The organism is Desulfovibrionales bacterium, from assembly GCA_028715605.1.
Taxonomy (GTDB): Bacteria; Desulfobacterota; QYQD01; order QYQD01; family QYQD01; genus QYQD01.
The window spans coordinates 207,975-229,558 of record JAQURM010000003.1 but is presented as its reverse complement, the minus strand read 5'-3'; the positions used below and the strand labels follow the sequence as shown (position 1 = coordinate 229,558).

The 21,584-nt window shown below is 49.7% G+C and carries 16 protein-coding genes; 9 read left to right on the top strand and 7 right to left on the bottom strand.

What is annotated here, in order from left to right; translation table 11 throughout:
- Positions 1-48 precede the first annotated feature (48 nt).
- Genes PHT49_05630 through PHT49_05615 form a run of 4 tightly spaced genes read right to left on the bottom strand, consistent with a single transcriptional unit; the run spans position 49 to position 5,326 of the window.
- Entirely contained in the window at positions 49-993 is a 945-nt protein-coding gene (locus tag PHT49_05630) for a biotin--[acetyl-CoA-carboxylase] ligase (GenBank protein MDD5451358.1), read from the bottom strand.
- Entirely contained in the window at positions 984-1,628 is a 645-nt protein-coding gene (locus PHT49_05625) for a biotin attachment protein (GenBank protein ID MDD5451357.1), read from the bottom strand. Before PHT49_05625 ends, PHT49_05630 begins: the two co-directional genes overlap by 10 nt.
- Positions 1,629-1,640: 12 nt before the next feature.
- Positions 1,641-3,905 (bottom strand): carboxyl transferase domain-containing protein, encoded by a 2,265-nt coding sequence (locus PHT49_05620; protein ID MDD5451356.1) that lies wholly within the window; start codon positions 3,903-3,905, stop codon positions 1,641-1,643.
- Positions 3,905-5,326, bottom strand: coding sequence for a biotin carboxylase N-terminal domain-containing protein (locus PHT49_05615; protein MDD5451355.1), 1,422 nt, complete (start codon positions 5,324-5,326; stop codon positions 3,905-3,907). Before PHT49_05615 ends, PHT49_05620 begins: the two co-directional genes overlap by 1 nt.
- 435 nt (positions 5,327-5,761) lie before the next feature.
- Here PHT49_05615 and PHT49_05610 point away from each other — a divergent pair, with 435 nt between their 5' ends.
- From PHT49_05610 to prfB, 6 genes are all read left to right on the top strand, one after another.
- Positions 5,762-6,307, top strand: coding sequence for a cupin domain-containing protein (locus tag PHT49_05610; GenBank protein MDD5451354.1), 546 nt, complete (start codon positions 5,762-5,764; stop codon positions 6,305-6,307).
- A 47-nt stretch (positions 6,308-6,354) separates the two neighbouring features.
- A complete protein-coding gene (gene speD, locus PHT49_05605) occupies positions 6,355-6,792 on the top strand; it encodes an adenosylmethionine decarboxylase (protein MDD5451353.1) in 438 nt (145 codons plus the stop codon).
- A 4-nt stretch (positions 6,793-6,796) separates the two neighbouring features.
- Positions 6,797-7,657, top strand: a complete 861-nt coding sequence (gene speB / locus PHT49_05600; GenBank protein ID MDD5451352.1) for an agmatinase — start codon at positions 6,797-6,799, stop codon at positions 7,655-7,657.
- A 141-nt stretch (positions 7,658-7,798) separates the two neighbouring features.
- A complete protein-coding gene (locus PHT49_05595) occupies positions 7,799-8,665 on the top strand; it encodes a hemolysin family protein (GenBank protein MDD5451351.1) in 867 nt (288 codons plus the stop codon).
- Between the two features lie 120 nt (positions 8,666-8,785).
- Complete coding sequence (gene lnt, locus PHT49_05590) at positions 8,786-10,360, top strand: apolipoprotein N-acyltransferase (GenBank protein ID MDD5451350.1); 1,575 nt, start codon at positions 8,786-8,788, stop codon at positions 10,358-10,360.
- A protein-coding gene (gene prfB / locus PHT49_05585) for a peptide chain release factor 2 (protein MDD5451349.1) occupies positions 10,344-11,445 on the top strand; the annotation gives its coding sequence in 2 pieces (ribosomal slippage) (positions 10,344-10,412 and positions 10,414-11,445; 1,101 coding nt in all). The genes lnt and prfB overlap by 17 nt, the downstream gene beginning before the upstream one ends.
- Here prfB and PHT49_05580 read toward each other — a convergent pair.
- From PHT49_05580 to PHT49_05570, 3 genes are all read right to left on the bottom strand, one after another.
- Positions 11,411-13,069, bottom strand: coding sequence for an N-acetylmuramoyl-L-alanine amidase (locus PHT49_05580; protein ID MDD5451348.1), 1,659 nt, complete (start codon positions 13,067-13,069; stop codon positions 11,411-11,413). The two genes, prfB and PHT49_05580, sit on opposite strands and share 35 nt — an antisense overlap.
- Before the next feature lie 228 nt (positions 13,070-13,297).
- Positions 13,298-15,898, bottom strand: coding sequence for a DNA mismatch repair protein MutS (gene mutS / locus PHT49_05575; protein ID MDD5451347.1), 2,601 nt, complete (start codon positions 15,896-15,898; stop codon positions 13,298-13,300).
- A 336-nt stretch (positions 15,899-16,234) separates the two neighbouring features.
- Positions 16,235-16,978 carry a UPF0280 family protein gene (locus PHT49_05570; GenBank protein ID MDD5451346.1) on the bottom strand — a complete coding sequence of 248 codons (744 nt, stop codon included), beginning with the start codon at positions 16,976-16,978 and terminating at the stop codon, positions 16,235-16,237.
- Between the two features lie 498 nt (positions 16,979-17,476).
- Between PHT49_05570 and PHT49_05565 the strand changes: the two genes are divergently transcribed.
- From PHT49_05565 to PHT49_05555, 3 genes are all read left to right on the top strand, one after another.
- The gene (locus PHT49_05565) at positions 17,477-18,466 is read left to right on the top strand and encodes a hypothetical protein (GenBank protein MDD5451345.1); all 990 of its coding nucleotides are present in this window, start codon (positions 17,477-17,479) and stop codon (positions 18,464-18,466) included.
- A gap of 166 nt (positions 18,467-18,632) precedes the next feature.
- Positions 18,633-20,030, top strand: coding sequence for a toll/interleukin-1 receptor domain-containing protein (locus tag PHT49_05560; GenBank protein MDD5451344.1), 1,398 nt, complete (start codon positions 18,633-18,635; stop codon positions 20,028-20,030).
- A gap of 34 nt (positions 20,031-20,064) precedes the next feature.
- Positions 20,065-21,561, top strand: coding sequence for a hypothetical protein (locus PHT49_05555; protein MDD5451343.1), 1,497 nt, complete (start codon positions 20,065-20,067; stop codon positions 21,559-21,561).
- The last annotated feature ends 23 nt before the right edge of the window (positions 21,562-21,584 follow it).

The following is a 21,584-nucleotide window of genomic DNA, read 5'->3' as shown; positions in this document are numbered from 1 at the left end:
GGAGGCGGATCCGCCACGGCGGACAAACGGACTTTTTACGAAGCCGTTTTAATTAAGGTAGATTATCTCCCCGCTCACTTCCCGCACGGTTATACCTTCTTCCCGCTGCAAGATAATGGCCCCGGTATGATCTATGTCCACGGCCGTGGCCGCAAAGAGAGGTTCATCATAGACATTGGTCCCATATAATACACGCCTCCCCGGGGTGTCGCTGTAAAGCTTCCACTGTTCTATCAAAGGATTCGCCGGCTTCATCGGCTCATAAAAGGCCTCGAGATACCTTTGCTCAAAATGGGCCATCAGCCCTATGTGCCAGCCGATCTTGGTTAAAAGCAGGGCTATAAAGTCTTCAAGAGACAATTCCTTCCCGAGGATCTCCCGGAGGGAACCAGCCATGGGCCGCAGGTATTCGGGGAAAGAGGTGTTATTGACATTAACTCCTATCCCGAGCAGGAGATATTCCTCGCCCAGGGTTCTGGAAGTATAGCCTTCAATCAACATGCCGGCCAGTTTTTGTCCGTGAAAATGGACATCATTTACCCACTTGATGTTAGCCTCGACGCCATAATGCCTTATAGCCTCGCAACAGGCCACACCCAGGATCAAGGAATAAAGTTGGCGATTTTCCGGGAGAAACGCCGGATTCAAGACCAGAGTAAGCCACGCCCCCCCGGAAGGAGCATACCAAAGTCTATCGAAACGTCCTCTGCTCTTCTCCATTTCCCGGGCTATGACTACGCCGCCGGCAATAAAGGCCGAACCCTTTTTCTCTCCCGTCTCTATGAGTTCCCGGGCCTGCCTCATGCCCCTGTCCAGACAGGGATAACAAAAAAACTCCCGTCCGATGTCTGCCCCGCGGCGCATGATAACCCCGGATTCATCCCCCCATTTCGATCTGCGGGTAAGGACTTCCGCCTCCCGGCATCCCTCAAGCAGCCCGAGGAGCCGTTCTTCCCGGGGATGTTCCCGGGGATAAATAGAATCTATGCCCATTCGTTTTGGATCTTTTGCACTATTTTTCGGATATAATTGAGCTTGCCGGGCGGACAGATACCAAGGAGGGGTTCCCCCTGGTTGACGGTGATATTAGGCTGAAAATAGACAGTATGGATAATCCCCGGCTCTCCATTATAGATGAGCGGGGTATCACGTTTCATCAAGGACATTATGATAATTTCCTCTCCCGGTCTTACCAGGACGGTTCCATGTTTTTTCTTTTCCAGTTTATAGGTTATCTCCGGAGGAAAGAAATACTTGGCCCTTTCCGGGGCATTGAAGGTAACAAGCACCTGCTTGAGTATCTTGTCAATGACTTCATCTTTGGTCATGGGATGACGAACAGACATAAGATACGTGTTGGCCTCAACAAACTTCCCGTTCAAATCAACCTGTAAATCGCTTATAGTTCCATTGATATGGGCATGTACAGGAATGCGGTTTCGTTCGCGCTCCAGGACATAAAGAAGCGTGCCCGGGATATGCTGCCACGTTCCTTTGGGGCCCTCTACCTTCATTCCATCGTCTGCCATGAAACGTACCCAGCCGGTATTAGGGGTCTCAACAACAAAATCTTCATAAGGGTTTTCTCGATAATGGATAAGTAGCCGGTCTAAATCTAACTCTGACAAAACATTTCCTCTCTAACGGTAATAGAGATTGCTGCCGCCCATGGTCAAAAGGCATTTATAGAGATTATATCTGAACTCACGCCTGTCCCATATCCCCTGAATATGGCCACGGGCCAGGGCCTTTTGAGCGCTATGATAATCAGGCGGAATATCCTCGCCCGTAGTCTCCCGGATAACCCTCGGCCCGGCAAAACCAATCTTGGAAGAACGGATGGCAAACTGATAGGGCGAGCAGCCGAGAAAACTGGCCACCGGACCTGCATAGGAATTATTATCATAGACCACGACGTAAAGACCGCCGGAGTCGATATATTCACGTACCGCCATGGTGCACTTGGGCATCTGTACCACGCCCACAGTGCCTTCCTGGATACGGATGCCTCCCGTAGCGTGAACGTAGGCCAAAAACGGCCGCCTCATTATGCGCGCCTTTTCACAGGCCCGGACAAACTTGTCACCCTCTGCCGCTCCCACCGTGCCGTTGCGAAAGTCATTAAAGAGCATGGCCACTATAAGGCTTATTCCTTCTACCCGGGCATGGGAGGTAATCATGGCGCTGGTGCGTCCGGTCTTGATGACATCACGGCGTATCTTGTTTTCAAAACCCTGGTAACCTATGGCATTTATCGAACCTATGTGTCCGTTAAACTCATGAATAGATCCCCGGTCAAATAAGTTCTGCAGATACCATTGGTATTCAAGAGGGAAATGGTGCCCGCAGTTCTGGCAAACACCGCAGAACTCACCGTAAAGATCCGGCACCCAGAGATCCAGACACCCATATTCCCGCGCATTAGGGCAGGACACAGTCCGGTCTTCATTGGCCAACGGGCTGACATAGGTATCTCCCCAATCTTCCGTGACCTCTTCGGCGCCGGGGGCGGTTGGAGACGCGGCCATAATCCTGAGCTGTTTCTTGGCGGCGGAGTTGGCGACAAAATCGTAGGCCGATATAAGAGGCGAAGAAATTTTTCTGATAAAGACAGAACCCTCTCCGGAGACCTCTTCGATCACCTTTTTGACCTGCTTATGGTGATGCCGGATAAGACCGTAACGGAGGCCATAGTAACCCTTAAGCACCGCATCTTCCGTCTTCTTAAAGACTTTATCCGGCCAGGTTACACTCTCATTGTAAAAGCCCTGCCCCATCTTACGGTATTTTAAGGAACGCAAACGTAAAAGACGCTCCTCTTCCCCCCCCGTCAACTCCCACCGTATGTAGATATCAAATTCGTAGTTGCGTTCTGCCGCCTTTTCCTGTTTGATGGCGTAGGCCCGGAAGGTGCGAAAACTCTTCGTCTTAAGAACGACCTCATCCGTGGCCCGGATCATCTCATAGCGAAGCTGTCTCAAAAAAGAAAAGTCATCACGCCTGGCCCCTAAAACCGGCTCCTGCACAATACGATCAATCGTTTTCAACTGTAGATTATCCCGGGCCGTAATGGAGAGTTGTTCGGCGCAGAAGGTAAGCAAATCCTTGGGAACCTTTTCCCCTTCTTTGATCTTTCCCTCGATGGCTGCCGCCCCTTCCGGTGAAATAACCGAATAATAGCCGTGTGAAAGCATAAGACGTATATCGCTCATACCTACGGCTTCCGCTCCTCCGGACCCGCCCTCTGAGATGAGCGATACTATAGGCACACGCAGTTTGGCCAGGGCGTAAAGGTTGCGTGCGATCTGCTGGGCGGCGCCGGGATAATCTTCAATGGGAAAAGCGCCCGGAGTAAATACATAAAAATGTATGGGTATCCCTTCGGTCTCCGCCACTTCCATGTAACGCATGGCCTTTTCATTGCCCCACGGCCGGGTGCAGCCGCCATTGCGAAATTCTTCGCCATGGCCTTTTTCATGGCCGATGACCATCACCTGGTGGACATAAACGTGGCCCTTAACCCGCCTGGAGATAGTGGCCTTGGCGACAACCATGGAAGGATCGATGTTGCAGTCCTCCATCCCTCCCAGTTCAGTGTAACTGTCATAGACATTTTCCAGGATATTTTGCAGTGTAATGCGCTGGGGGTTGCGGACGATACGCACTATCTCATCCGGGGTAAGAGATTTTTCCGCCCTATCCTCCAGAAACGAAATAGTCTCTTCCAGGTCGGACAGGTCGGCCCCTATGGACTCTTCGGTCCGGTCATAGATTTCTTCCTTCAGGCGCCGGACCTTCTCCATTAAATCGCCCAGATTGCCCCACTCGGCACCCTCTTTAATGTCCAGGAGATATTGCACCCTGAGTTCAATCTGGGAAAGTCGTTTATTAATTTCCGGCGTCATTAGTCTTTAAAGATAAGTAGGTTATCAATATTTTCTTTGAGATAATCAAGGTTGGTTATTATCGGTTCTTCACGGCTGTTCCGGCCTTCGATTCTGACCTCCGACAGGAAAGTTCGACCTCTCTCTTTGGCCTCCGCCAGGTTTTCGCCCCACATAATGGCCAAAGCCAGATTAGGGTCATATTCACTGGGGATATCATAGGCCTCCTGGTGCGGCACATGCGAATAAATACTTAACCAGGGATAGGCAGGGATTTCAAGGCCGGTAATCGTCCCGATCCAGGGAGTAAACCCCCTTTTCGTATCCTCGGCCACGACGCGAAACTCAATAGCCACCCCGGTAAAAGATATATCCTTTTGTCTATATCCCAGCCGTTCACCGAGGGCCAGACGGATCTGTTCCTCGATGAGATTAGGCGGGCTATCATGGCCGCGAATACGCGACGTCTTGGCCGAGACATCGTTTTCCACCTGTATCCGGGTATTAACCTCCAGTAAATAGGGATGCCCTTCCCTGGTCACAATCCACTCCCATGTGCCCACGTTATCATATTTGACATGGGCTGCCAGCTTAAGCGAATAATCAATTATTTCGTCAAGAATGCGTTGTGGATTAAACTGATAACCGGAAGGATGCTCCAGATCGAACCCCGGAGACACCTCGATACGCTTCTGCCTCCCCAGGCTTTGGATGGTGCAATTTCTGGTGCCGAAATGTACCATCTCCCGATGTCTGCTGCAAACCAGTTGCACTTCCAGGTGGTTGTAATCATTAATACACTGTTCGATCAGCACCCCTTCGTCACCAAACTGCCTCTTGGCATAATTCTTTATCCGCCGATAGACCTGCCGGAACTGGTCGATATGGGTCACCTGCTCAATACCCATACCGCCGCCGCCGGCCGAGGCCTTGACCAGGATGGACGGATTCTTTATCCCTTTTTCTTCCTGAATATAGAAGAGTTCCTCGGCCAGCCCCTCAGCCTCGATCTCGTTATAAATAGGGGCGTCCGATCCCGGAATAGTCGGTATCTTCAAGACATTGGCTATGGCCTTAGTATTAATCTTACTGCCTAAGCCCTTGATAACCTCCCAGCTTGGCCCGATAAAGGTCAGGCTACGCTCTCTGGTTTGAACCCGGCGGGCAAACCGGTAGTCTTCGGCAAAAAAACCATAGCCCGGATGGATGGCCGTGCATCCGGTATGATCTGCCACGGCCAGAATATCGTTCGGATCACAATAACTGGACACCCTCCAGGCATTACAACGATTGCTCCGGCTGTCACGATTCAACTTCACATGCAGGGAATTTTCGTCTTCCCGCGTATAGACTACTACGTAATCCAGCCCCAGATTTTTGCAGGCGTTCATTATACGAATGGCTATCTCGCCGCGATTGGCGATAAGTACTTTATCTTCCAAAAGCTAAAGTCCCACCTAACTATTATTAATGACTTGATGTCCCGGAATTTCTATCCGCCCCAGGCGGAAAATCATGAGCTTTTAAGAACGGCTATCTTTGTATTATTCGAATAACAATTACCACTGCTACCGCATACGATGTAGCCGGAATTATAACTACGCCTGTTTCAAAATACAAGAAACCCGTTCATAATGACGGGTGTTTGGCACTTATAACCCATTCCCCCGGCAACCGTCAATTTCTTTCTCTCTTAATGCCTTATATAGATAATAAAAACAAATAGTTATATATCGGGGTAGCCGCCCCGCCTGAACCCGAAAAAACTGTAAAATATTTTTTCTTGACAAAGACTCAAATGAATATTATAAAGCCCCGAAATATTAAATGGCATTAAACTTTAAGTTTACTTTTATTAAACCAAATATGCCGGGGGTATGAGTCTAAAAATAGGCGAAAAGTTAAGGCGGCTACGCTTGGCCAACAATCTTACTCTGGAGGAACTGGCCAATCGCGCTTACCTGACTAAAGGATATATATCACAATTAGAACGTGACCTTACCTCTCCGTCGATCACCACGTTGAAGGACATTCTGGACGTACTGGGAGAGGAGCTGGCTGATTTTTTTAAAGAGGCGTCGCCGGAAAAGGAGTTTTATCCCAAATCCAGCAGGGTTATCACATCTGATTCCACCGACACTTTAAGGGTGGAACTCCTTGTGCCGGGGGCCCAAAATCGTCTGATGGACCCGGTGCTGGTTACTCTTTCGCCCCGGGAAAAAACCTGGGAGGAAATTTCGCACGAAGGAGAAGAATTCGGCTTCGTATTATCAGGAACCGTAATGCTCCACCTGGATAAGGCCAAACATACGGTACATAAGGGTGATTGTTTTTACTTTAAGGCCAGCAAGGTACATCGTGTGGAAAATATCGGGAAGGGCATAGCAAAAATATTGTGGGTGGTTTCACCGCCCATCTTTTAGGTTGGTCCTTGCAGGGACACATTACTTTTTAGGGGAGGTAATGCAAATTGGAAAATATAGAATTTGGCTTTGGACAACATCTGATGGTGGACGGATATGGTTCTGACCAGGATAAGTTGACGGACATAAACTATATCTACGATTTTTTGAGTAACTATCCGGCAGAAATCGAGATGACCAAGATAATGCCGCCCTATGTATTCCGTTACTCCGGCGTAAGGCCGGAGGACTGGGGAATCTCGGGGTTTGTCCTCATTGCAGAAAGCCATATAAGTATTCATACCTTCCCGGAAAAACGGTATCTCAGTCTGGATATCTTCTCCTGCAAGGAATTTAATGGACAAAAGGCCATAGAAGATGTCAAGAGATTGTTTAGCCTTGAAAAGATAGAAATAAGGAATCTGGAACGGGGTCTGGAGTTCCCGAAAATCATCCGCAAGGTAGAAAACTTTATGCGTGATGAGAGGATGCAGATAAGCATTTAAGGAGATGACCGGCTTTAACTTCGGCGGATTAGAAGACGCTAAAACGCGCTTAGAATCCTCAAAAACAGTAATTGTGCCGGTTCCTTATGACGGCACCACGTCGTTTCGGAGCGGCACCCGCGAAGGGCCCCTGGCCATTATTAATGCCTCGCGTTTTTTAGAGCTTTACGACGAAGAAACTGATCAGGACGTAAGCGAAGCCGGCATTGCCACATTAGGCGAGATGGAACCTATCGCCTCCTCGCCCGAAGCCATGATAGAGGCTGTCCACGAAGCCTGCCTGCCACTCCTGCAACAGGGAAAAACGGTCGTAGTCCTTGGCGGCGAACACTCGGTCAGCCTGGGAGCCATAAAAGCCGCTTTTGACTATAAGCCATCTTTTTCCATATTACAATTCGACGCCCATGCCGATTTGAGAAATTCCTATCAAAACACCCCCTTTAGCCATGCCTGTATTATGCGCCGGGCCATGGACTATAATCCCATTGAACAGGTGGGGATACGCTCTCTCAGCCGTGAAGAGGCCGTATTTATAAAGGGAAGCGGGCTTAAACCATTTTATGCCCCCGCGGTGCTGGCCGATCGAGAGGCGGTCTTACAGGAATTATTGACCCGGTTATTGCCCGAGGTCTATATAACTATAGACCTCGATGTCCTGGACCCGTCCATCATGCCGGCCGTAGGCACCCCTGAACCGGGAGGTCTGGGCTGGTACGATCTACTCTTCCTTCTGCGGCATATTGCCCGGGAAAAGCATGTTCTGGCCTTTGACGTCGTTGAGCTTTCACCTCAGCCGGGCAATGTGGCCCCGGACTTCCTGGCCGCCAAGCTTATCTATAAATTGTTAAACTATATCGGGCACTGAAAGCAAAAACCATTCAGCCACGAAGTCACTAAGACACGAAGAATGGACATAAATCTTACCGCTACCACAGAATTATTATATAATCTTAGCGTTTTTGTGTCTTAGTGGCTGACTAGTTATAATAAAAAGGAACTTATAGGTTTGGATCAAGAGGATAAGGGTTTTTTAGACAAACTGCTCACCCTTTTCAAAAAAGGAGAAGAGCCCGGGGATATCGAAGATATCCTGAAGGATATCCGCCACCTGGTAGATGCCGGCAAAAAGCAGGGCCTGTTCAGCGAAGAAGAAAGAAAGATGATCGGGCGGATTCTAAAGCTCAAAAACACGACAGCCCTCGACATAATGATCCCGCGTACCGATATGCTCTGTCTGCCGATTAACACCCCCCTGGATGCCCTCGTCCGGACAATAATCGAAGAGGGACACACGCGTATCCCTGTTTATGAAGGAGATTTTGACCATATTATGGGAATCGTCCATGCCAAGGACATCTTGAAATTCTGGGGAAAAACCGGGGGAAAAAACGACCTGAAAGATATATTGCGTCCGGCCTACTTCATCCCGGAAACCAGGCGGGTTGAAGAGTTATTAAAGGAATTTAAGGCCAAAAAATCCCACATGGCTATTGTTATAGACGAATATGGCGCCACCGCCGGTCTCCTTACTATAGAAGATATTCTGGAAGAGATCGTGGGTGAAATCCAGGATGAATACGACATATCTGAGAAGATATTTGAGGAAGTGGATAAAAATACCATATCAGTAGATGCCAAGATAGACATAGAGAAGATCGAACAGCGCTTCGATGTGGAGATTCCAGAGGGCAAATATCAATCGGTGGGAGGTTTCATAATAAACCTTGTCGGCCGCGTACCGGCCGCGGGTGAAGAAATCTCTTTCGGCCCCTTAAGGATGGAGATTGAATCCGCAAACGAACGCAAGATCGATAAGGTCAAAATAACCAGAACCCTTCTCAGCAAACAAGAAGAAATGGCCGACTCCCCGTAATGAAACCGTTCACCGTTGACCGTTCGCCGTTCACCGAAAAAAACCTTTTTCGCGCTTCTCACGGATAACAGTGAACTGATAACGGTGAACGGATATAACGCGTAATCACGGGATAACTGCATGGCAAGATCCATCTCAAATACCTCTTTTTCTCCAAGACAGTTCTTTTTACCCGTCCTTTCCGGCCTCCTCCTTACCTTGAGCTTTCCCAAAATCGGCGCGGCGGCCCTGGCCTGGATTGCCCTTATCCCTTTTCTTATCGCCATAGACGGCGGCAGCCCGAGACGCGCCTTTCTCTCCGGCCTCATCTTTGGCCTGGTGCATTATTCCGGACTCCTCTACTGGGTAGCCGGAGTAATGTATAATTATGGCAATCTTCCCGTCACTGTCAGTGTGGCCATCCTCCTTCTCCTGGTTATCTACCTCTCCCTTTACACCGCAGCCTTTGCCTGCCTTATTGCTGTTACTAAAAAAGCCGGGCTGGGCATAATCTTTACTGCGCCTGTCCTGTGGGTCTCTTTAGAGTATCTGCGGGCCAAACTCCTTACCGGCTTTCCATGGGAAAACATCAGCTACACCCAATATACCAACCTGCACGTTATACAGATCTGCGACATCCTGGGAAATTATGGGCTCTCGTTTTATATCGTACTGGTAAACGCCGTGCTGGCCAGCCTTATTTATAGCCGGCAGGCCGGACAAAATCGGGCCAGGGCGTTTAAATTATACATACCGGTCCTTCTGGCCGTCAGCCTGGTTTACTGGGGTTATGGCTTTTATCGATTACAGGACATCGAGGAAAAGATAAAGACCGCTCCCAGGATTCGGGCCGCTGTTGTCCAGGGGAGTATAAAACAGGACCTTAAGTGGAGCCCCCTCTGGCAGAGAGAAACCATAAATATATACGACGGCCTGAGCCGGGAGGCTGCCAGGGGGTTCGACACGGATATTCTCATATGGCCGGAGACCGCGGCCCCATTCTATTTCCAGGACGGCGGCCCACTGAGCGATACTATCCTGCGGCTTACCGGCGATTTAAAAACAAACCTCCTTTTCGGCGCGCCGGCCTACGCCAAAGCAGAGGATGGAAAACCCCTGTACCTCAATAGCGCCTATCTCCTGTCGGCCAATGAAGGCGCCATACATCGATACGATAAGGTCCGCCTGGTGCCCTTTGGTGAATACGTGCCGGCCCGGCCGCTTTTACCCTTTATCGGAAAACTGGTGGCCTCCGTAGGCGATTTTACCCCCGGCCGCTCTCTAAAACCCCTTGCCGCAGCCCGGATGCGCATAGGTATCCTGATCTGCTTTGAGAGCATCTTCCCGGAACTGGCCAGGCAGCAGGTCCGCAACGGGGCCAACCTGCTGGTAAACATCACCAACGACGCCTGGTTTGGACGTTCCAGCGCCCCATACCAGCATATGTCCATGGCCGTCTTTCGGGCCGTGGAGAACCGCATCAGCCTGGCCAGGGCTGCCAACACCGGCATCAGCCTATTTGTCCGGCCCACCGGCGAAATCACCCAGACCACTTCGCTCTTTACACCGGCCTTTTTGAGGGAGGAAATAGTCCTTGTCTCTGAAAAGACGGTTTACAATCAATGGGGGGAATTTTTCCCTGTCATTTGCTTTATTTTCGGTATAATGGTAATTTTCTACACAGGATGGAGGTTTAATCATGTCAATGGAACTTAAAAGCAGGATCGCGGACTTAAAGGCCAAACTGGACCAGTTACGAGGTCATCTTTGATCTAGACAATAAGACAGAGCGGCTCCGGGAACTGGATAAGATCATGGCCAAAAATAATTTCTGGGAGGACTCGGCCACGGCTGCCGCCATCCTCAAGGAAAGGGCCGCCATCCAGGCAGAGATCGGCGAGTGGCGTGCCAGCGCGGAAGACCTGGAAGAGACTGAGGTTCTCCTGGAACTGGCTATAGAAGAGGATGATAGAGAAACCGCCCGGGAGTCCGAAAAAAAACTTTTATCCCTGGAAAGGGCTATAGAACAGGCCGAGTTTAACCGGATGCTGTGCGGCGAACATGACCGCAGTAATGCCATAATGTCCATTAATGCCGGGGCGGGAGGCACTGAGGCGCAAGACTGGACCCAGATGCTCCTCCGGATGTACACTATGTGGACCCAAAGCAAGGGTTACCGGCTTACTGTTATCGATATCCTGCCGGGCGACGAGGCCGGGGTGAAAAATATTACGTTTACCGTGGCCGGACCCTATGCCTACGGCTACCTGAAGGCCGAAATAGGCGTGCACCGGCTGGTGCGCATATCGCCCTTTGATGCCAGCGGGAGAAGACATACCTCCTTTGCCTCTGTTTCCGTATTGCCGGAACTGGATGAGACCATCACCGTCGATATAAACGAGGCTGATTTGCGGATAGACACATACCGGGCCAGCGGCGCCGGCGGCCAGCATGTCAACAAGACCAGTTCGGCCGTCCGTATCACCCATATCCCGACGGGTATCGTGGTGCAGTGCCAGAATGAGCGCTCCCAGCATAAGAATAAGGCCACGGCCATGAAGATCCTGAGGGCGCGCCTTTATGAGCGGGAAAAGGCCATACAGGACAAGAAAAAACAGGATATACATGACGAAAAGAAGGAAATCGCCTGGGGCAACCAGATAAGATCGTATATCCTGCAACCCTACCGCCTGATTAAGGATCACCGGACAAATCTGGAGATAGGCAATGTTGACGCGGTGCTAAATGGTGATCTGGACCCGTTTATCAGCGCCTTTTTGTTGAAGGGGCCTCAGACCTGAGGCCTGTGTGTGTGCGACCGGGCGGAACAGACAGATAGGCCGTCTCCGTATCCCGGACATACTTTTGAATCCCGTCGGCCAGGTGTTCGGCTATGTCATTAAGGTATCCTTCATCCTTCAGGCGATCCGCCTCCTGGGGGTGGCTGAGAAATGATATTTCCACCAGAACAGAGGGCATCTGCGCGCCGATAAGGACAAAGAAGGGGGCCTGTTTTACCCCCAGATTATTAACCTGCTCATATCGCTTGGTAAGGCCGCTTACCAGGCAGTCCTGCACGTACTCTGCCAACCGGCATGATTCATTGATCTTACAGTTCAGCATAAGGTCATTTAATATCTTCTGAAGGTCGCTTATATTCTTTGTAGAAGTGGCATTTTCACGGGCAGCGACACGCATGGCATCCTCATCCGAGGCCAGATTCAAAAAGTAGGTCTCAATACCCCGGGCCTCCGCGTTAGGCGCGGAATTGGCATGAACAGAGACAAAGAGATCGCCTTTTTTGGTATTGGCGATGGCAGTGCGTTCTTCCAGCGGCAAAAATGCGTCCTTGTCCCGGGTTAAGATAACACTGCATTGCAGCCGTTCCTCGATCTTCTGTTTGACCTTCCTGGTGACTTTAAGGACGATATCCTTTTCCTTCAGCCCGTTGATTCCTATAGCCCCGCAGTCTTTACCCCCGTGTCCGGGGTCCAGGACTATCCTCCGCACACCCAGACCCAACTGCTGGGTAAGCGTCAACTGTCCGAGGTCTTTCTCTTTTCCCTTCTCCGCCCGCCCGCCGATGATGTCGATAACGATGCGGAAGGGATTCAGCAGGTAAAAGACCTTATATTTTTTAAGCGATTCGATATCCAGGACTACCCTTACGGTATCCTTCTTATACTGGCCGGCGCGCACATAGCGGAGCAGGCCGTCCATGACCGGGATCGGATCCCGCAGGTTGGGACCCAGGCGGCTCTGGAAGATATCAATATAAAGCCGCTTTGGCTTTTTGATATCAGGGTCTTTTTTCAGCAGATGTTCCTTGAACGGCGCCTGGTCTTCCGCGTCGATGACCACACGCGTGTAATCGGAGGTGGACCAGGCTCGAATGTCTTTTACCTCGTGCAGCCCTTTGCTCACCGGTGTTCTCTCAAGCTTCGGCCGTTCTTCGGCCTTGGCGCCGGCCGCCGCCTCTCCAGCCGGAGCATTATCCTCAGGCCTGCCGATCTTAGCCAACGAAGCCCCGGCCTCTTTAGCCCGGGGGCTTTTCGGGAAGCGTTTACACAGCCTCTCATACATATCGATAGACGCAGAGAGGTCTCCCTGTCTTCCGGAATAACGGTAAAGCTCCCGGTATATACCGGCCATCATATAGAGGCATTCAGGCGCCACCGGGCCCTCGGGTTCATTCGAATATATTTTTTTGAATTTATCGATATGTTCCAGCCAGAACTGGCGATATTTGGTGCGGGGCGAGGACTTAAAGCCCGTGTAATCCCGTTCCGCCCTTACGTATGCATCCTGAGACGAAAGGGCCCAGGAAGATGCCGGGCTAATCCCTCCGGCCGGTATAAAGAGACACAAGAGCAAAGACCAGCAGACGATATAACTTAAGTGATACTTTTTTATGTCCCTACCCATTACTTATTAAGATCGGCCTCTAATCAAATTTTTGTAATAATTTAGCGTTTTGAAAATGGATGATAAAAAGTGCAAAGAAACATATCAAATCTGGAAATCAGGAACTCAGGGAAGTACAAACCCAAATAAAGAGGGTCTATCTTTTCCTGATTTTCTGAGTTCCAGATTAATAGCCTTTTCTGAATGTAGGACGGTTTCAAACACCTAACGTGTTACAATTTTTTTAAGTTACTTTATCTGTCTCTGGAGCTCATTAAGGAGATTCAGGGCATCCAGCGGCGTAAGGGACGCGATATCGATGTCCTTCAACATACGAAGAATCCTGCTCACGTCAGCGCTGAACAGACCCAACTGGACCGGGCCCTTATCCGGCATCCTCTTCACCGCAGTCCCGAACTCATTACCCTCGATCTTCTTTAATATCTCCTTGGCCCGTCTGACCACATCTTCCGGCAGGCCGGCCAGCCGGGCCACCTGGATCCCGTAACTGTAGTTCATACTCCCCGGAACCAGCCGATGCAAAAATATTATCTCCTCGTTCCACTCCTTTACTGAGACATTGTAATTTTTGACATTCTTATAGCTATGGGCCAGTTCCGCCAGTTCGTGATAATGCGTGGCGAACAGAGTCCGGGCCCCTTTTTCTCCCTTATCCAGCAGATACTCCGCCACCGCCCAGGCAATGCTCAACCCGTCGAACGTACTGGTGCCGCGGCCTATCTCATCCATTATGACCAGGCTTTTTCCTGTGGCATTGTTTAATATATTGGCCGTTTCCATCATCTCGACCATAAACGTGCTCTGCCCGCGGGCCAGATCATCCATGGCCCCCACCCGGCTGAAAATACGATCCACCAGGCCGATCGAGGCCTCCTCAGCCGGGACAAAGCTCCCCATATGGGCCATAAGGACAATCAGGGCTGCCTGCCGCAGGATAGTGGATTTACCCGCCATATTGGGGCCGGTAATAATCAGCATCTGGTTCTGGTCATTGTCCATGAGTACCGAGTTCGGTACAAATCGCTGTCCCTTCAAGGTGCGTTCGACGACCGGATGCCGGCCGTCGCGGATCAAGATGGCATCGCTGTCATTAACCTTGGGGCATACATATCCATGACGGTCTGCGCTTTCGGCAAAAGAGGCCAGGACGTCGAGTTGGGCCGTGAGACGGGCGGTCTTCTGTATGCGCGTGGTCTCTGCGGCCACCCGCAGGCGAATCTCCTGAAAGATGCGGTATTCCAGGTCAGTCCTTTTCTCTCCGGCCGTGAGCACCTTTTCTTCATAATCCTTGAGCTCAGGGGTTATAAAGCGTTCTGCGTTGACCAGGGTCTGCTTGCGGATATAATCGCCGGGGACAGAGGAAAGGTTGCTTTTTGTCACTTCAATGTAGTAGCCGAAGACGCGGTTAAATCCCACGCGGAGATTGGATATGCCCGTCCTGACCCGTTCCGTCGCCTCCAGTCTGGCAATCCAGTCCTTCCCATCCCGCTGTATGGAAATAAGTTCATCCAGGGCCGCTGCATAACCTTCCTTTATTATGCCCCCTTCCCGCAGGCCAAGGGGCGCGTCCTCCCTTATGGCGTCCTCAACGATCCGGGCCATATCGCTGAGAGGGTCAAGGCCTCCGGCCATCTCCTTGAGAAGGTCGCTGGTCCCGGAGGGTATCAGGGCTATGAGATCAGGCAGTCGCAGGAGGGAACTCTTCAGGGCCAGAAGGTCACGCGGCGTGGCATTCCCCAGGACGATGCGGCCGTTTAGCCGTTCCAGGTCGTAGAACTCATCAAGGATAGCCCGGATTTCACGCCTGGCCGAATGATGGTCCTTAAGCACGGAAACCGCCTCCAGGCGCGCCTGTAACCCGCGAAGGTTTCTTAGCGGATAATCCATCCAGCGGCGCAGCATGCGACCGCCCATGGAGGTCATGGTAATGTCCAGGGTGTCGAGGAGAGAGCCCCGCCTTCCGCCTGCCCCCGGTCCATGCGCCTTTTGGGTGAGTTCCAGGTTCCGTCGCGTGGTGTCATCGATAATCAGGTAGTCGCCGGTAAAATGGGGCGTGGGCCTCTGGATATGGTCCAGACCTGCCTTCTGTGTCTCCTGTACATACTGAAGAAGCGCTCCGGCGGCCTGAATCCCGGCCTGCATGTTCTCGCAGCCGAATCCCTCCAGCGAGACGACCTTGAAATGTCTGAGCAGACACTCGCGGGCGGCCTCCGGCGCGAAGGAGGCGTCATCACGAGCAGTGAAGGCCTTTCCCCTCCGGAAGCCCTCCAGAAACGAATATTCTCCCTCTCCTTCCATCCCGTCGGCCACAACTATCTCCGCGGGATTCAGACGCGCTATCTCATCCTCGATAGAATTAACGTCATCAGATTCCATCAGGCGAAAATCACCGGTGGAAATATCGAGTGAAGCCAGGCCGGTTTTCTTTCCTCCGGGATAGACAGAGGCGATAAAGTTATTAACCTTATCCTCAAGCATGTCTCCGTCAATGACCAGGCCGGGGGTAACCATACGAACCACTTCCCGTTTGACCAGGCCCTTGGTCTCTTCCCCGTCCTTCTGCTCACAGACGGCCACCTTAAGGCCCTGGGAGATAAGCCGGTTGATATAGCCTGAGGCGGCATGATAAGGGACGCCGCACATGGGGACCTTTTCCTCTGCGTTTTTGTTGCGGCTGGTGAGGGCGATGTCCAGGAGCTTCGACGCCTTCAGGGCATCATCAAAAAACATCTCATAAAAATCGCCCATACGATAGAAAAGGATGGCATCCTGGTAATTCTGTTTTATCTCCAGGTACTGCTGGATCATGGGGGTGATTTTGTTAATCATAGGGCATCAAAATTTGCCACAGAGGACACAGAGAAAAATATTTTTAACACGTTAGCTGTTTGAAAAGAGCTTGTCGCCCAGAAAATGGCGCCTCAAAAATCCCCCTTAATCCCCCTTTTTCAAAGGGGGAAGTGTTTCTCCTCCCTTTGGAAAAGGGAGGTTGGGAGGGATTTTAAAATACTTTTTGAAGCTCCCCGCTGCAAGCACCGAGGAATGCGCTCGCTATGCATGTTCAACAGCTAAGCTGATACATTTTTGAAATTTTTAGTCTTTCTCTGTGTCCTCTGTGGCTAAATCTATTACCGTATTTTCCGCTAAAAAACAAGCCACGCCCTATCACTCCAGGGATATCAACTCTATATCCCCCCAGGCCCCGATCTTGTCTCCCACAATTATTACCACGCCGGATATTTCTCCTATATCTTTAGCCAGAGACAGCCCGGAGTCTATATCTCTTTTTCCCTTAACCACGTTCCCCACCGCCGTAGCTACCGCATCGGCCAGGGCCGTGCATCCGGCCACCACGGTAACGGCATCGGTCTTGCCGAAACTTAGGGAATGGCCGACCGTACCGGAAGAAGTGCAGACGCCTGTAGGCATCTGACCGGCAGAGATGGCTATGCCCACCTTGCCGCTCAAAGGAGAACTCCCGGCAAAAATGCCTATCCGGGCATCACTCCGGGTAGCGACAAAGATATCCCCGCCGTTTTCCACGATAATCTCCCCGGTCTTCTGTTCTTTCAACAAATCCCGGCCTGCTTTTTCGGCAATCGCCCCCGCCACCGCCGCCATAGGGCCGACACCGGCCTGCTGCCCGGCCTCTATCATCTCCCGCACGATAGGCGGGGCCAGTACATCCTGGGGAACAGGAACCAGAGAGGTAAGGAAATCCGGATGCTTGGCGATATAGGATTCTATCTGGTGACGATAAGACAGGACCAGTTCTTCGGTCTCGCTGATTAAAGGGCTCTCCGCCTGGATGTGCAGATCGGTCTCCTTGACCTGCACCTGGAACGAGACCAGCCCCGGAGCACTGACCCAGGCCCGATAAAATCTCTTTTGGTACTCATGTGGCAGCATGTATTCTCACCTCAAAATCCCCCTGTATCCCCCTTTTCCAAAGGGGGAGCAACAGTTCCTCCCTTTGGAAAAGGGAGGTTAGGAGGGATTTTTGGATTGCGGAAGTTACCTCATTATATCATTAAAATGAGCGCCACTTTGACGTTATCGTGAGGCTTCGGGGAATTTAACACAATAACTCATAAAAATCTGTGTAATCTGCGTAATCTGTGGCTTTATCGAATTCATGTATCTAAATACCATTGTAATAATTATGCCGAATTTGCTGAAATGTCCAGACCATTGATAACAAACGCCCTCCGTGCATTGAGAAATAGTTTGACAATTCCGATAGATATAGCGAAGATATGAGGGTCGTACTCAAAGCAGTAAGCCTTGAGCCTTCAGCCAGAGTTGGGGTAAACGAAATTCTTTGTCTATTATTACAAAACAGGACAAAAAGCGAAGTATTTCGTTTATGAACGAGTTATGCGTCACCGCTAAACCAGAGAGGGGTAAATGTTAAAAGTTTTAAACAAAAAACATGATATAGATAATGCTCAGAAAATCTTTTTGACACATTTTTTTAATATCGTTGATAAAAAAATTAATGTCAAGATTGGATACCCTGGGGGCAATTTCAAAAGCAAGGTATCATGGCTAGCCAAGTTGGGAATTTGGGTATGCTCTTTCAAAAGATCAGGCAGGCATATCAATCTGTTTGGAGTTGGTGAGCCTGAAGAAGGCGATATGATTCCGATAACATGTGAAATAAATTTTCCTGTCAATGGAATCAATAGAAGAATTGGTGGAGCTTTTCTCACGGATTCCACTGGAGACATCTTTGTAGCTCACCGTGGCAAGATAGGTGGCGGCAAAAAGGGGATAGGAAAATCGTTATTTGAAGACCAATATAGAGGTCGATGGGAAATTGTTGAAGATAATGGATTTGACACTGAGGTAGCACTTATCAGTGCATTGAAGTCACCACGCTTTGTTAATCAAGTGAGACAGTTTGTATTTGAGGTCAATAGGATAAAATCTCTCTCATCAATTCCGTCATCGCAACCAATTAGCCCAGCTGATTCGGATGAATTTAAAGAAGAGTTCTCAGGGAAGAAAAGGCAATACAAAACTTCAAGAATTATAGAAGCAGAATGTGATCATGGTTTGATCGTAAACAATTTGTCATCTGTTCTCGAAGAACTCGGTCTGACCGTAAGAAATGATAAGAATCGCGATATATATATTATCGATTCAAATCGCAAAATAACCGCGATTTTCGAAGTTAAGACAGATACATCAACAACAAGCATGTATTCTGCTGTAGGTCAATTGCTATTAAACAGCATTAGTTTAACCGTTCGTCCACGATTAATCCTTGTAATTCCTGAACAGGTCGATAAAACGCTGGAGTCTAAGTTGAAACAATTGGGCATAGAATCTCTTATCTTTAAGTGGGTGACCGATAGGTCAATTTTTCCAAAATTAAAAACCTTGAATTTATGATGACATTAGCGGCGACGCATAACACGTTGCAAAAGACTGACGTCCAAACCCTTCGGGCTTCTTTTGCAGCGGAAACGTTAGGCAAAATTCTGGCTGGGCTTTTGGTAGTAGAAACAGATAGATGCCCACCCTTTTTCAATGACCAAAAAACAGCGGCGAGACAACCATGACAAATAGAGATACAATATTCATAAGTCATGTAACTCCAGAGGATAATAGTTTCGCTATTTGGCTTGCGTCGAGACTCAAGGCCCTTGGTTATGCTACATGGGTTGATAAGAAAGCTCTGCTTGGGGGAGAAAAGTTCTGGCAGAAAATCGACCATACTATCAGACATAAAGCTGTCAAGATACTACTCGTTTACTCTGGGCATATCTGCATAAACGGTGAGCCTGGCCGCCTGCGGGACGGTATTGAGAAAGAGCTGAGCTTAGCCGAAAGTGTCAGCGAGCAAAATGGGTTGGAGGATTTCATAATCCTCATGAATATTGACGGTTCAGCGTACAATCTCTTCATTGGTGCTAACCGTATTAATCACATCCCTTTTTATGGTAACTGGGCAGAGGGACTCGATCAGCTTACAGAGAAACTCGATAAGGACAAGGTTCACCGCTCCGGCGAGTCAGATTCATCGAAATTTGCAGCTTGGTATGAGAACCAGTACACCACCAAGTCTGGGATTATCTATAAATCAGAACTGTACTACACAAATCTCTGGCCGATTCCTGCTGTTCCGGAAAGGTTCTACCTTTACCAGTTTGAGACGGAGGAAGAAGCTCGCGCTGTTTATAACTGCCCTACACCCTTCCCCATAGCAAAAGTCTCTAATGTTCTCTCTACTTTTTCAGATGAGATACCCCTCGCTTACGAAATTGACAACCAGACCTATACCGCGAGGCTCAGGGGTCGATTCGTGTGTGATACGGCAGCTGTAGTTGCCGACGTCATTGGGGACAACGAATCATTTCCTACACCAAGGGATTATGCAAACCACCTAAAATCATTGCTGGCCAGAGTATTTCACCTCTTGATGAAGCAACGGAAGATGTATTGGTACGGGCTAGCAGACAAGAGCCAAGCTTACTACCAGACACCCGCAAGCCTGGTCAAGGGTTTCGCCAAATTTGAGTATCCCTTCCGAAAGCTAAACCAAAAGAAACGCAAAAGCGTCTATGGAAAGTATCTAGACCTCGGCTATTGGCATTACGCCGTTTCTTGCAAGCCCATCTTCACACCGTTGCTCAGTTTCAGCCTCAAATCACACATAATTTTCACTACCGATGGTTTCAAAGCATGGGACGATAAGGACAAAATGCATACTCATCGCAGAGCAAAAGGAAAACGATTATTTAACGCCGAATGGCGCGATATGCAACTGAGTTTCTTGCACAGCCTGCGGGACAGCGATGGTGACATCAATATCGGGCTGAACAATTCATTCCTTCTTCAAATGCAGCCCCTCCCAGTTATGTACTGGTCAGATTTCGGCTATTTTGAGCCGAAGAGTAAAGATCGATTCGACATCTTGAGCGTATGTTATGAGGAGGACGACAATTCAGACTAGCGTGAAGCCCTCTATCCAACCGAAGGGGTTCTATTTGCTGCACATCGCCGAGCCGCGTCTCACCTTTGGTTTTGGTCAGAAGCTAACCGACCCACGCGATGGGATAATGCTCTTCGGGCCCTACACAAGGGAGAAGATTCGTGGCCAACTAAATGTAGGTATAATAGGGCCACACTCTTGCCGTGCGTTTCTCAAGAGCTATCTGCGACGCTTGCACAAGCCTATATATGGCGACGGTGAAGTCGCGCGCCCGTTCTTCCCTGGTCTGGAAGCCGCATACGGCGTATCCGTCAACTTTGCGAACCTACCAGAACTTGATGTTCCCCAAGACAAAATCGCTGAGTTCCTTCGGTATACCGACGGACATCAAAGAGTGCATAACCTTTCCAACCTCTATACAGACCGATTAATTAGATACCAGAAGCAGGAGGAAATGCCCGTTAATGTGTGGTTTGTCGTGATCCCGGATGAAATCTATACGTATGGTAGACCGAAATCACGAGTCCCAGCATCCCGTAACAATATTAAGCTTGGCTTGAGCAAAAGTGAAAGACAGGCGGGCCAAGTTTTTCTTTTTGACTACCTAAATGAGCTGCGCGAAGCATATGATTTCGAGATCAATTTCCATAATCAACTAAAGGCAAAACTACTAGGCGAGAAGGTCGTTACACAGGTAGTGCGCGCCAGCACAGTTGCATACGACGAAATCTGGGAAGATAAGAGGCGAATCGCAGCAGAAAGAAAATTCGATACGGCGAAGGCATGGAACATCTCTACAACCCTTTATTATAAAGCCGGTGGGCTCCCTTGGCGTTTGGGGGATGTGAGGAATGGAGTTTGCTATCTCGGCCTGGTTTATAAGAAGACACATACAGAAGACTCCGATAGGAACGCCTGTTGTGCAGCACAAATGTTCCTTGATTCTGGAGACGGTGTTGTCTTTCGGGGAAATGTTGGGCCATGGTATAATCCCGCCACAAAGGAGTTTCATATTCGTAGAGTGGATGCGCATGACCTTCTCCGACAGTCGATTGATTCATTCAAGGAGAGAGATCCCGCGGGAATCTTCCCAAAAGAGGTCTTCATCCATGCTAAAACCAATTTCGATGACGAAGAATGGAACGGCTTTGTTGATGCAGCTGAAGGCAAGACGCGACTGGTAGGAGTACGCATTAGAGAGAATAGAGTTATGAAACTCTACCGGGACTTCGAGTATTCTGTGCCAAGGGGTACCGCCTTGATTCTCGGAGACGCAAAGGCGTACTTGTGGACTAAGGGCTACATACCACGAATTCAAACCCAGCTTGGATTAGAAACACCCAATCCTTTGGAAATAGAGATAACCAGAGGTTCACCCCAAATACAGACCGTGTGCAGAGACATCTTGGCCTTGACAAAGCTAAATTACAACACCTGTCTTTTCGGAGAAGGCCTACCAGTTACCCTTCGTTTTGCAGATCGCATAGGAGATGTACTTACAGCAGGACGAGATGTTGAATCCGGGGTACTGCCTTTTAAGCACTACGTGTGAAAGGCAAGGAACGGAGAGCAGGA

What these genes read in the sequence shown, in the direction of transcription:
- PHT49_05630 (MDD5451358.1), bottom strand. Translation starts at nt 993, where the DNA reads ATGGGCATAGATTCTATTTATCCCCGGGAACATCCCCGGGAAGAACGG.
- PHT49_05620 (MDD5451356.1), bottom strand. Translation starts at nt 3,905, where the DNA reads ATGACGCCGGAAATTAATAAACGACTTTCCCAGATTGAACTCAGGGTG.
- PHT49_05610 (MDD5451354.1), top strand. Translation starts at nt 5,762, where the DNA reads ATGAGTCTAAAAATAGGCGAAAAGTTAAGGCGGCTACGCTTGGCCAAC.
- speB (MDD5451352.1), top strand. Translation starts at nt 6,797, where the DNA reads ATGACCGGCTTTAACTTCGGCGGATTAGAAGACGCTAAAACGCGCTTA.
- lnt (MDD5451350.1), top strand. Translation starts at nt 8,786, where the DNA reads ATGGCAAGATCCATCTCAAATACCTCTTTTTCTCCAAGACAGTTCTTT.
- PHT49_05580 (MDD5451348.1), bottom strand. Translation starts at nt 13,069, where the DNA reads ATGGGTAGGGACATAAAAAAGTATCACTTAAGTTATATCGTCTGCTGG.
- mutS (MDD5451347.1), bottom strand. Translation starts at nt 15,898, where the DNA reads ATGATTAACAAAATCACCCCCATGATCCAGCAGTACCTGGAGATAAAA.
- PHT49_05570 (MDD5451346.1), bottom strand. Translation starts at nt 16,978, where the DNA reads ATGCTGCCACATGAGTACCAAAAGAGATTTTATCGGGCCTGGGTCAGT.
- PHT49_05565 (MDD5451345.1), top strand. Translation starts at nt 17,477, where the DNA reads ATGTTAAAAGTTTTAAACAAAAAACATGATATAGATAATGCTCAGAAA.
- PHT49_05560 (MDD5451344.1), top strand. Translation starts at nt 18,633, where the DNA reads ATGACAAATAGAGATACAATATTCATAAGTCATGTAACTCCAGAGGAT.